The sequence below is a fragment of the Mycoplasma crocodyli MP145 genome, from assembly GCF_000025845.1.
GTDB lineage: Bacteria > Bacillota_I > Bacilli_A > Mycoplasmatales > Metamycoplasmataceae > Mycoplasmopsis > Mycoplasmopsis crocodyli.
Window position 1 is genome coordinate 625,684 of the sequence record NC_014014.1, and the last position, 12,836, is coordinate 638,519.

The following is a 12,836-nucleotide window of genomic DNA, read 5'->3' on the forward strand; positions in this document are numbered from 1 at the left end:
ATTATTTTTCTCCTTCTGATTGAAGTGTTGTTATTAAAACGGTATTAACAACATCTTCTACACTACTTCCTCTTGAAAGGTCATTAACAGGTTTTTTAATACCTACAACAATAGGACCAATTGCTCCATATTGTGCGAACCTTTGCACTAATTTATATCCGATGTTTCCTGAATTTAAATCAGGAAATATTAGTGTGTTTGATAATTCATTATATGAACTAGATTTATATTTTGTTTTTCTGACACCCATATCAACAGCTGCATCAAGTTGAATTTCTCCTATAGCTTTTGTACCATTTCATTTGCTATTAAAATCATCACATGCTTCTTTTACTAATTTTGTATCTTCAGTAACTGCTGAACCATCTGTTGAAAAACTTAAGAATGCAACTCTTGGGTCAAAACCTAAAACACTTGAAAAAGATGCTGCATTAATTCCTATATCGCTTAATTGTTCTTTTGTTGGCTTTGGATTAACTGATATATCACTAAAGATATAAGAATCTTCATCTTTATGCATTATCATAACTGATGAAATTGTTTTTATACCTGGCTTAGGACCAATTGCCTTAAATGCTGCTTTTAAAATATCAGCTGTTGAGTAATTTAATCCACCAACAACACCATCAACTTCACCGTTGAACAACATCATCATAGCATAAAAAGGTCTTGTTGAAACTTGAACACGCGCTTGTTCTGAAGTTTCTTTTCCTTTTCTTAGTTCAACATATTGATTAATATAAGTTTCTATTTTTTGTTTATCTTCAAACATATTTAATGTGTTATAACCATTTAGTTTTTCATCTGCTTTTTCTAAAAGCAGAATAACTTCAATGTTCTTGTATGCTGATAAAATTTTAGAAGCATCAATAGAACGTTGATCATTTCCATCTATTAAAACAATTCGTTTTTTTGTTTTAATACTGTTTATTTTTTTATTTAAAATATCTGTAAACTTCATTTTTTTGTCTCCATTTTCATGACTGTAATTAATTAATATTAGAATTATAAATTAATAAAAATTTTATTTATAGATATTTTAAAAAATGTGTTTGTCTTGATTTTTTTGTTGTAAAATATAGTTGTAATATTACTAAACAATAATATAAGGAGAATATATGAAAAAGAAATTATTATTCCTCTCAATTTCACCACTTTTTGGATTACCAGTAGCCATTATGTCTTGTAATAATGGTAATAATGAAAAGGTTCTAAGTGAAGTTGATAGAAATTCACAAAAGTTATTAATGAAGCTTGATGAAGATATCAAAGAAGTTAATAAAACTAAATTTAATAAAGAAGAATATACAACAGGTTCAAAAAAAGTTTTAAATCAACTTTTTGAAAAAGTTATTGGAATAGATTTAAATGAAAAACAAAGCATTAATTCACTTGATAAAGGATTTGATGAATTTAAAGAAGTAGTAGGTAAGGAAGTTATTGCAGCCAAATTTGCAGAATTAGATGACTTAATTGATGAAGACTTTATCCATTTAATTAAACATGCAAAAGATGTTTTTATAGAAGTTTTTAAAGATTCAAAGAATTGAAACTTTAAATTAACAAACTTAAATAAAGCGATTAATAACATTAATAATAATGTTGTAATAAAAAACGAGGAGTGAGTTGAAACTTTAAAGAAAACTAATCATTTTGGAATAGAAACTATTTTTAATGTTAAGTATTATGAAGATAATCAAAAAAGCGGATCTAATCACGAACACCTTCCAAATGTTGGACACGGTCATGATGAACATGTTCACGTAATGGGTAACATGTTAATAGAATTAAATAATCTTTATAGCAATCTTTTTATTAAAAAAGATGTTTTAAAAATGATTAATGAGTTTAAAAAGGCAACATATACAGATGATCAAAAAATAAAGGAAGCCTTAAATAAACTTGAAACAAAATTATTAGAATTTAAAGAATGATGTACAAAATCAAAATTAGATATTTTTTTACAAGAAGAAGGACTAGATTTTAAAAAATCATATGAAAATTTAGAAAAAACAATTAACCAAATAGCTGCATTAAGAAATCTCAAGTTAAACTAATATATCAAAACTGAAACAACTTCGGTTTTTTTATATGTTTTTTATTGGCAAATCACTAAAAAATGAGTTCTTTTGCTAACTAAATTTATTTTTTACAAAAAAACTTGCATTATCAAAATATTGAAAAAATATAAATCTTCATTTTTATTGATTTATTATCATATAACTATCGTAAAATGCTTTATTTAATTTTTTTTCACATTTCCACATTTTTCCTTATTTTTGTCTTTTTATCAAATTATATAAAATTAAATTACATTTAAAGGAGACATAAAAATGAAGAAAAAAATACTATTAACTCTAGGAACTATTTCTATATTAGGACTTAGTGCAACATTAATTTCATGTAATAAATTAACTGATGCTGAAATTAAAATGGAAATGTGAACTAAATTAAAATATGATCTTAAACAAGACGTTAAAAGAAACAATACTTTTGCAAAAGATATAAAAACAACAGATATTGTAGTTTCGTCATTAGCTGATAAATACAATTTTAAATTAGATTCCTTAGAAGTTCAAACCGATAAAGTAAGTTTAAAAATTACAATTACAGGTAGCGAAAAATCAGGAAAAATTTCTGAAACTAAAACATTCATTATTTCTGGTTTTAAAAGTGAATCAGGAACAAGTGCTGACGCTAAAACTGATAAAGAATTGGCAAATGAGGAATTAGCAAAAGTTGTTATAACCATAAAGGAATTAGCAACAGATCAATACGGAACAAAAAAAGCAAGCGAAATTCAACAAACATTACTTCAATTTGAAGGAATAGATGCAAAATATGAAGTTGTAGTCTCAGAGTTTAAAAGCGATGATCTAAAAGGCGTAATAAGTTTTAAATACCAATTAAGACTAAAAGAAAAGACAACTGTTCTTAGTGATACCAAAGAAAAAAATATTATTGGATTTAAAAAAGACACAACAACACCTACAGCAAAAACTGAATTAGAACTAGCAAATGAAGAATTAGCAAAAGTTGTTGTAAGCATAAAGGAATTAGCAGCGGATCAATACGGAACAAAAAAAGCAACTGAAATACAACAAGCATCACTTGAATTTACAGGGTTTGACTCTAAGTATGAAGTTGTATTACCGGAATATAAGGCAGATAATACAAAAGGTGAAATAAGCTTTAAATACCAATTAAAACTAAAATCAAATACAAAGATAATCAGTGACTCTAAGGCTGGATTAATCAGTGGATTTATGAAGATAGAAAGCCCAGAACAAAAAGCTATTAATGAGGAATTGAAAAAAGTAACTATTGGAATAACCGGTTTACCAAATACAGAATATCCAAATCACACAGCAAAAGAATATACAATCGATCAACTTGAATTAAAAGGACATGATGAATCAAAGTATACAGTTGAAAAAAGAGCATTTGAAATTAATAATGAAATTGGTGAAGTTTCGGTTATTGTTAATCTAAAAAGCATTGAAACACCAACATTATTCTCCGAAGAAAAAACATTAAAAATAACCGGATTTAAACCTGTTCCACTAGGTAAAATTGAAACAATGGCTAAGAATAAAACACTCTTTATAGTTGATAAGAGTTCAACAGACTATGCAACGACAATTGAAGCTATTAAAAAACTTATAGGACCTGATGGTAAGGGAAAATCTTACATAAAACAAGATTTTAGTAAAGCTCAAAAAGCTTCAGAAATAATATTTAAATATGGAGATATTTCTAAAAATGCAAACTCTCAAAATAATGTTATTTCATTCTTAAAATATACCGATAATGAAATAGATAAAACAATAGGTAAAAATATATCTTGTCCTAAAAATTATGATGATGGTAAAGATGTAAAAAATAGAAGAGCTTTATTTTTCAGTTTAGATGAAAACGGTAAATTAATTATTAAATTTAGAGTTACCAGCGAAACAAATAGTGATACTATCTACACTATAGATTTAGAATAATAAATATTAAAATAAAAACTGGTTTTTCGGCTTTAATAGCAATTTTATAAAAATAATGATAAGGATTAATATGAATAAAAAAATACCAATAATACTAGGGAACATATCAATAGCAGCACTTTCAACTTTTGCAGTATCTTGTAACAAAACACATGAAACACAAAAAACTGAAATGTGAAAAAATCTTAAATATGAACTTAAAAACGAAGTTAAAAGAGATGAAAAGTTAGCAAAAGATATTCAAATAACAGATATTGTAGTTACTTCTTTAAATGACAAATATACATTTAAATTAGATTCATTGGAAGTACAAACTGATAATACTAATTTAAAAATGATTATTACCGGTCAATATGTAAGTAAAAAGATTTTTGAGACAAAATCATTTATAATAACTGGTTTTAAAAAAGATTTAAAAGTTGATGATAAAACAACTCCTCAACCTAAACCTACCGATAACAAAACTCCTACTGAACCAGCAAAACCAGATAAAGATATGAAGCTAGGAAAACTAGAAACGTTAGCTAGCGAAAACAAATTAATTATTGTTGATAAGAAAAACCAAAATTATTCTTCGACAATACAAAAAATCAAAGATTTAATTGGGCAAGATGGAGCAGGCAGAAGTACAATAAAATTTATACCTGGTGAAGCAACAAAAGTTGAAAATATAAAATTTAAATTTGGTCAATCAAGTAAAAAGGCGAATAATGATCTTGAGTTTTTAAAATTTTCTTCTGAATTAACTATTGAAGAAATTCAAAATATTATTCCACCTGAAAATTACAATAACGGTGCACCAGTAGAAAGAAATAGAAGATGATTGTTCTTTTCTTACAATGAAACAAAAAAATTAATAATAAAAATTAGAATAAAAAGTGAATCGTCACCTAATAAAATTTTTGTTGTGGAACTCGAGTAAAAATGATAAAAAGAAAATTAATGTATTCAATGCTATCAGTTGTCACTATAGCACTAACACCAACTGTTGTATATTCATGTAATAAACAAAATAATGAAGAACCAAAAAAATTAGATGAATATTCAAAATCAATTTCTTTTTTACCTATAAGCAAGGTAGATAAGAAAGAAGATATAAATTTAGATTATCTAAAAACGTTTTCAATTATTGGGAATAATGACTTAATGATGAATATTGAAATTAAAGAATTTCTATTAAACCAAAATGATTTAATTATAAAATACAACATTATTAATTCAGCAAATAGTAATGTATCTGGATTATACGAATTTAAAATAAACTTAAATCAAATATTAAATAAAAATAAAAGTGATGATGAAAATAAACCAGTTACACCAGTGACCCCAGTTACTCCCGGAATAGAAAGTTTAACTTATGATTCATCAAATAATTACTATCAAGAATTACAAGGATTAAGAGGCAAAGAATTATTTGAGGCAATTCACAAACTCCAAAAGAAATATGTTGGCGGAATAAAACAATATGGAGACCTTTATGGAATTTATAAAGATGCATTTCAAGATAAATACTATGAAAAAGACAATTCATTGTTAGATATTTATTCTGAAAATCCTTCAGGTAATGATCCTTATAATTATAATTTCAATAATAATGGTTCATCCGCTGCAAACGAAGGCCAAGGTTTTAATAGAGAACATGTTATTCCACAATCATGATTTAGTAAAGCAAATCCTACGAGAAATGATGCTCATTTTGTATGACCAACGGATATTAAGGTTAACGCTCTAAGAGGAAATCTTCCACACAATAATGTTGTTACTATTGTTAAAACAAGCTTAAATGGAACAAAGATTGGTAACGATGTTTCTGAACCTATTGATGAGTTTAAAGGTGATATAGCTAGAGCATATTTTTACTTCCAAGCAACACATCAAAATGGATACAGCTCAAATGGAAATTTAGTTTTTGATGCTAACTTTCCTTATTTCAAAAAAACTTACTTAGATGTTTATATAAATTGAGCAAATAAGGATAAACTTTCCGAATTTGATGTCGATAGAAATAATCAAATTGCTAAGCACTTTAATGGACTAAGAAACCCATTTAGTGACTATCCAGAACTTGTAAGCCTAATATGAGGAAACGGAACAGAAACCTTCATAAACAAAGGCGTTCTTATTAAAATTAATAAATAATTTTAAAAAAGAAACTTGCTAAAACAAGTTTCTTTTTTATACACCTGGTAAGTATTTATTTTTTCCGTATCCAGTTATTTTATAGTTTAATACATATCCTGATGACTTAACAAAGTTTTGTCATTCAGGAGTTAATTGTTCCATTAATGAAGGTAAATTGGAGTGATAAGCAAAGTTGTGTCAAAACCTGTGGTATGTTCTTATATTAACAATTTTATTGGTTGAAAATCTATAAATATTATTACCTATATTTGCAATTATTAGTCTTGATCCATCAGTATTATATTTAGTTTGATAATTAAATGGTAAGTAGAATTGATCATTGAATTTAAGGTAAAATTGACCACCTGAATCTCCATCTATTTCGTCGAGTGATAATACTTGAACCGGTTGATTTGAAACAGGATAATAGTGTTGAGAGGATTTATAAATTTTAGTAATGCTGTCTCTATTTTCCTTGTATTCTTGATTGAATTCAAGATTTCATTTTTTAATTTTGAAATCAAAAAAATCATCAACTTTATAAAAATTGTATTCAAACTCTCTTAGATGATTTAAATATCAATACCACTTTTCATTAATCATTTTAGATAATTCAACATCAACTTTTTCTAAATCCTTTGCATTTACTTTAGGATTACGAAAAAGTTTTTCATATTCTTCAACCTTTAAAGTTAAGTTACCTTTTCATTCATCGCTAGGAGTTTGTTCTTGTTTAAATTTATTTAACAAAGCTTCATCCTTACTACCTAATATTACTTCGACCATATCATCTAAGAGCATTACTTTTTGGTTCTTCTCAATAGTATTTTTAATTTCAATAATCTTTTCTTTTTGTATATTTGGTAAACAAGAAGTTAAAGACAGAACAGAACCGAAAAGTAATAATGAAGGTAAAATTTTACTCTTTAACTTCATAAAATTCCTTAACTTTTTTAAAGTAGAAATTATTTAAATTATCTTCCTTAAATTCTCCATTGTAAATTAATTGACCTTTGTCAATAATAGTTACATAATCGACAAATCTACTTATTTCATAAAGTTCATGTGTTGAAATGAATATAGTCTTACCTTGAGCTTTAACATCATTTAGAATTGAAAATAATTCTTCACGAGCGTTTGGATCTAGATTAGCTGCCGGTTCATCCATAATCAATAAATCCGGATCGTTAATAAGAGACTGAGCTAACAATATTTTCTTTTTTTGACCACTTGAAAAACTATCAGGCTTTCTATTAAGTAATTCAATAATATTTAGTAATTCAGAAATTTTTGAAACATTTTCTTTTGCTAAACTTCTTTTTTGTCCACTTAAAAGAGCGAAAGAATAAAGATAATCATATGTTGTAAAGTTGCTTGGAAAAATTGGATTTTCGGGCATATATCCAAGTTTTGCTTTAGCCTGTGCAAATTTATTTTCAATTCCATTTATAAGAATTTTACCTTCTCATTTATTATAAGCGTTAACAAGTGCCTTTATTGTTGTAGTTTTTCCAGCTCCATTTGAACCAATAAAGGCATGAAATTTTCCAGGGTAAATATCAAAACTTAAATTTTTAAGTGCATAATCTTTATTATTATAGGATTTTGAGAAATTAATAACTTCAACTATTTTTTTATTTTCCATTATTTAAAATCCTTTCTGCTATAAATATATACAACTCCACCAACTAAAAGTAAAATATAAAACGACCATAATAGTGCAACTCCATAATCAGGAAATGCAGTAGAACTTCTTTGTACTGTAAATATATTACTTACTTCTTTAAACACTGAAACATTCTCATCTTTTTGTAGTTTCATTCTTGAAACTTGTTTAGTTGATGCTCCTGATTTAATTGTTTCAATAATTGGCAAGTATGAACTAAATCCACCAATAATATACGCTCTTAAAGTTCCACTTTTCATTTTTACTTGAACCTTATATTGACTTTGATTAACATCTGCTTTATTATTTTTAAGTATGGTTTCAAACAAACTTGATTGATTGTGTTTGTAAAACATATAGTAATATGTAATTACATATAAATAAATTTGTTGTTGATAAGATTCAGTTATTCCTGATCTTGAAAATATTTCATTAAATAGAATATTTTTACCAAATTCATTAAATGAATCAAATATTTGCGAGTTAAATTCTTGCAATGTTGCTTCTTTATTGTTTACATCAAGTTTTATGTTTTCTTTAAAAAACTCATCAAACTCATCAAGGTGTAAAAATTTTTGAATAACTTTTCAATTTAATTTACCTGCAAAATCATCAATTGAACTAAAACCAAAATTATCTTCAACTAGTTCATTTTTGGAGTCAGCATTTTCTCATGCATAAATTAAATTATTTGTAGATCACTTTAAATTTGCATCACTAATGTCATTATTGATTAACGGTGCGGTTGGAACAAACATTTTTATATTGTCATTGCTCATTAAATATTTATATCTAACATCATTATTGTTTGAATAAAAATCAACTTTACTTAAATATTTTGAGTCACTTAATCTTTGATTGTTAAAGTAATCTGTTCCGTAGTTTGAAGAAACAATACCCATTTGATATGGAATATTTAATCAACCCATAACTTGTGCTATGTTTGCATTACCTTTTACTTCATTAAATAATTTTTTATGCTCATTATAATTGTTTTTTTCAGTTCTATTAACTAAATAAAGTTTGTCTTTTTCATTATCTAAACTAAATGCATATGTATCTAAATCATTATATTTATTGTTAAGTCTAACACCATAACCATTCATTCTTGATTCGCTAAAATAAGTTGATAAATTACCCACCAAAAATAATGGAGTAAAAATTGTCAAACTAAATGCAATGGCTATTCTTCTATTTAGTTTTGTTGCCAAAAGTGCTGTAACCAAGCCAAAAAAGTAAAATGCAAATAAGTTTACTCCAAAACTTGAAAATAAATATCTATAGTAATTAGAATCACCAATTCTTGATTTTAATACTGTTAAAAATATTAAAAATATTACAAAAATAATTAGTGAATAAACAAATCCAAAAAGAAATAAGAATCCTATTCTAGTAGCTAAAATATTTTTTCTTGTTACTGGTCTTGAACAAACTATAAGCTCAAGCCCTTCTCTTTCCATACTCTTAAAAATATTTATTGAAAATATTGTTGCAAACAATACAGTCATTAACAAACTTACAAAAATAGGAATAACTATTAGAAAATTAATGTCTGAATAGTTTCTATTTATTATTAAACTGATTCCAATAATAAATAGTGAAACAAAAGATATTAGCGGAATAATAAATGTTGTTTTTTTCTTCATCAAATAAAATCACAAATAATTTGCAAAATTATATTTATGTACTTTATCCATTATTTTTTATCCTTTCTATAACCTGCAATATAATACGGGATAATATCTCCATATTTCTCTTCTGTATAGTCTTTTCTAACATTATTGTTTGCAGGGGTTGTAACATCGTTATCTGTATCAACAAAAAGAAAATTGTTTGCAAAGTTTACTAAACTAAATTCTTTTTGTTCTCCATTTATTAGTTTTTCTAAAACTCTTAATCTATATCTAGCAAAAATATTAACTTCTTTTTTGAAATTGTTAAGATCAGTATAATCATTTCGTCTTGTAATAGATAAATTGATAACGTAGTTTTCAAACATTTTTAAATAAAATGTTTTTTCATAAGCTTGATAATCATTTCCCGATTCAAGACCTTTTGATTTATTCCCATCTTCATCTGTATAAACAAAATTTTGTTTTACGATCATTACATGATCAAGAATTTTGTTTGATTTAATTCTTATTAATCAAGGAAGATGAGAAGCATACTTAACCGAAAATTGACCACCTTCACCGGTAAGAGCATCGGATGAACCTATAAAATCAAAATTTTGAATAGTATACAAACTAAACAACCAATTTTTTTTGAAAAACTGAGTAAATTTTTCTTCGTATTTAGTTAGAAATTCAGGTGGAGATCCAAATAACCCAACCTYAATAGACAAACTATAAGGTATAGTGTAATAAGAAGTTATTTTTTCAAGTTCATCTTTATAATTTTCTAAATTATCATAAAGTTGATCTTTAATATAATCATCCATTTCCTTATTAAGTTCTTCTTGTGTTCTTGGTTCAAAAGCATCCTTTAAATAATATTGATCAAGAATATCTTTTATAGCACTTTGCTTTAGAAATTCATTTTTATCAAGACTTAATTTTTCTTCTATAAAAATTGGTTTCTCTTTTAGCATTTTGTTGGTTGCTGAACAAGATGTAATAGCAATGGGTGCAATAATTAAAGGCGCAGCTAATAATAGTTTTTTAATTTTCATCATTAACTCCTTTTAACAAGTATGTTAATATTGTTCCATGTTTTTTCTTGAAATCTTCATATATCGTTTTATCTTTTATCACGTTTTTTATATCATCTATTTTCACATCAATAAACTTTTTATTTGAATCTAAAACTTTAAAAATAATCGGTTCAACAAAAATTCTCTTTATTTTTTTTTCGTTAATTATTCCTGTTTGAATATTTAATTTTTGATAAGAATTATCACTGAATTTTAAAATTCAAACTTCATAATTTAACTCATCATAATCGTCTTTATAATCATATTTAACTGCGTCAACTATCTTATTTGATGTGGGAATTATTTTATACTCCGAAGTAATTTCTTCAACTAATTTTGAATTATCTTCAAAATCATTAATAACATTTACACCCAATCAATTAAAAGATTCACGATTTTTTAAAAGTAAATATCAATCATTGACTATAAATTTTTTGAATTCTTTTTCAGAACTTTTGTTATCGATATTTGGTAAGTCACCAGAAATAAATGGATCTTTGTTTTCACCCGCATAAAGAGTTATACCATTAAAATAATATAAATTCTTTTTTAATGGTTCAAGTATAAATTTATCTTTATCATCTTGATTTAAAACATAAGCTTCTTTTTCTTTGGTTAAAATATCTTGATTTTTATTAGGAAAAAATTCACCTTCTTTATAGAAACTATCAAGAATTGTAAGAATAAATTTATTCTTATGAAATTGCTTTAAATCCTCTGTTGTAACTATCGTTTTATTTACACTAGAATTAATATTTAATTTATCTTTTTTGTTAATTATTAATGTTGTGCTAACAAGTGAAGTGCTAAGTACAAATGTACTTATAATTAAAGAATGTTTTAAAAATTTGTTATATTTCATTTTGCCTTTCTATTTGAAAATTATATATTATTATAAAGTAATATACTTAATTTAATTATTTACTTATTTGCCTTAATTATAGTATGATAAATAAAAAAGCAAAAAATATTTGCTTCTATTATTTTATAAATCTTTTAATAAATTTATATTTTTTTTGACTATAAGGTAAAAATCTTGAAGAAAAATCTAAACTATTATTTGATTTATAATAACTCCTAATTTTACTGAATGCTCTAATTGATTCTTTATACCTGTATCTACCATGACCACTATTATTAATCCCTCCAAAAGGTAGACGAGAATTAGAAATATGTATAAGCATATCATTTATAGAAAGCGATCCAGAATTCGTTTTTTCAATAAAATTATCTATTACTTTTTTGTCGGTTGTACAAATATAAGCAGAAAGAGCATCATTATTATATTTATTAAACAAACTAATGGCTTGGTCGCTATTTTCTACTTTAAAAACAGGAAGTATTGGACTAAAAAGTTCTCATCTTAAAAATTCTTGATGTTCTTCTAAATTAGCTTCAAAAATTTTAAGTTGAATTTTGTTTTGTTCTTCGTCAACTACTAAATTATTTTTTGTTAATTTTTCAAATTTGTCTTTTATATATTGTAATGTTTCACGATTAATAATTTTTGCAAGTTGCCAATTGCTTTCTGAATTAATTCCTAGCTGTTTAATTGCTTGGTTATTTAATTCATTTATGAAACTTTGGTAAATATCCTTATGAACAAAAACATGATTTGGTGAGACACATGTTTGACCAGCATTATAACTTTTAGCTCATATTAATCTTTTTGCAATAACTTTAACATTAGTTCTTTTATCAACATAAACAGGGCATGGCGAACCAAGTTCCATTATTGTATTTATTCCATTTTGCTTTGCTCTTAGATCGATAATTTTTCCAACTTTAGTTGAACCTGTAAAGAAAATTAAATTAGGTTTCGAGTCTATAATTTGATTTATTTCTTCAACCAAACTATCATGTTCTAAATATTCAGCAACCTTATGCAATTTTGTTTGATAAATCAAATCTTTAATCACGTTTGCGACATGACTACATTTATCACTGGGTTTTAAAATAACTTTATTACCTGATGCAATTGCTCCTACTAAAGGCATAATTGCTAAATGAAAAGGATAGTTGAAAGGAGCTATTATAAATATTGTTCCTAAAGGTTCAAACTTATAAAATGATGAATCAAAATATGTTAATGGATTCGAAATATTATTACCAACACGATGTTTTTTAGTAGTTCACCCAATTTTATTAATTAACATTCTTATTTCTTTTAAAACTATTTGAATCTCTGAAAGATATGATTCAATTTGGTGTTTTCCTAAATCTTTATATAATGCTTCTTCAATTTTGTTGTTATTTACTTTAATTCAATTGTATATATCTTTTAAAATTTCTTTTCTTTTTCTTTTGTTATTCAAAAAATTTGAAGGTTTTGTATTTAATAATTCTAATTTATTCATATATTTAT

At 25.4% G+C, this 12,836-nt stretch carries 11 protein-coding genes; 4 read left to right on the forward strand and 7 right to left on the reverse strand.

The features are described 5' to 3' along the window. Position 1: 1 nt before the first annotated feature. Complete coding sequence (locus MCRO_RS02710) at positions 2-961, reverse strand: phosphate acetyltransferase (RefSeq protein WP_013054562.1); 960 nt, start codon at positions 959-961, stop codon at positions 2-4. A gap of 157 nt (positions 962-1,118) precedes the next feature. Between MCRO_RS02710 and MCRO_RS02715 the strand changes: the two genes are divergently transcribed. The 4 genes from MCRO_RS02715 (at position 1,119) to MCRO_RS02730 (ending at position 6,131) form a co-directional block, all read left to right on the forward strand. Continuing rightward, the gene (locus MCRO_RS02715) at positions 1,119-2,057 is read left to right on the forward strand and encodes a hypothetical protein (RefSeq protein WP_013054695.1); all 939 of its coding nucleotides are present in this window, start codon (positions 1,119-1,121) and stop codon (positions 2,055-2,057) included. A gap of 276 nt (positions 2,058-2,333) precedes the next feature. Next, positions 2,334-3,992, forward strand: coding sequence for a lipoprotein 17-related variable surface protein (locus MCRO_RS02720; RefSeq protein WP_041594070.1), 1,659 nt, complete (start codon positions 2,334-2,336; stop codon positions 3,990-3,992). 70 nt (positions 3,993-4,062) lie between these two features. Next, positions 4,063-4,914 carry a hypothetical protein gene (locus MCRO_RS02725; RefSeq protein WP_013054170.1) on the forward strand — a complete coding sequence of 284 codons (852 nt, stop codon included), beginning with the start codon at positions 4,063-4,065 and terminating at the stop codon, positions 4,912-4,914. Between the two features lie 2 nt (positions 4,915-4,916). After that, positions 4,917-6,131: an endonuclease gene (locus MCRO_RS02730; RefSeq protein WP_013054646.1), complete on the forward strand. Its 1,215-nt coding sequence runs from the start codon at positions 4,917-4,919 to the stop codon at positions 6,129-6,131. Positions 6,132-6,167: 36 nt separating this feature from the next. Here MCRO_RS02730 and MCRO_RS02735 read toward each other — a convergent pair whose 3' ends face one another. From MCRO_RS02735 to MCRO_RS02760, 6 genes are all read right to left on the reverse strand, one after another. Then, a complete protein-coding gene (locus MCRO_RS02735; RefSeq protein ID WP_013054583.1) occupies positions 6,168-7,049 on the reverse strand; it encodes an aromatic motif membrane protein in 882 nt (293 codons plus the stop codon). Further along, positions 7,033-7,758, reverse strand: a complete 726-nt coding sequence (locus MCRO_RS02740) for an ABC transporter ATP-binding protein (protein ID WP_013054623.1) — start codon at positions 7,756-7,758, stop codon at positions 7,033-7,035. Before MCRO_RS02740 ends, MCRO_RS02735 begins: the two co-directional genes overlap by 17 nt. Continuing rightward, a complete protein-coding gene (locus MCRO_RS02745) occupies positions 7,758-9,476 on the reverse strand; it encodes an ABC transporter permease (protein ID WP_013054533.1) in 1,719 nt (572 codons plus the stop codon). Before MCRO_RS02745 ends, MCRO_RS02740 begins: the two co-directional genes overlap by 1 nt. Next, positions 9,476-10,450 carry an aromatic motif membrane protein gene (locus MCRO_RS02750; protein WP_013054476.1) on the reverse strand — a complete coding sequence of 325 codons (975 nt, stop codon included), beginning with the start codon at positions 10,448-10,450 and terminating at the stop codon, positions 9,476-9,478. The genes MCRO_RS02745 and MCRO_RS02750 overlap by 1 nt, the downstream gene beginning before the upstream one ends. Next, positions 10,440-11,333 carry an aromatic motif membrane protein gene (locus MCRO_RS02755; protein ID WP_041594071.1) on the reverse strand — a complete coding sequence of 298 codons (894 nt, stop codon included), beginning with the start codon at positions 11,331-11,333 and terminating at the stop codon, positions 10,440-10,442. The genes MCRO_RS02750 and MCRO_RS02755 overlap by 11 nt, the downstream gene beginning before the upstream one ends. Positions 11,334-11,451: 118 nt before the next feature. Next, positions 11,452-12,828: an aldehyde dehydrogenase family protein gene (locus tag MCRO_RS02760; RefSeq protein ID WP_148207930.1), complete on the reverse strand. Its 1,377-nt coding sequence runs from the start codon at positions 12,826-12,828 to the stop codon at positions 11,452-11,454. Between the last annotated feature and the right edge of the window lie 8 nt (positions 12,829-12,836).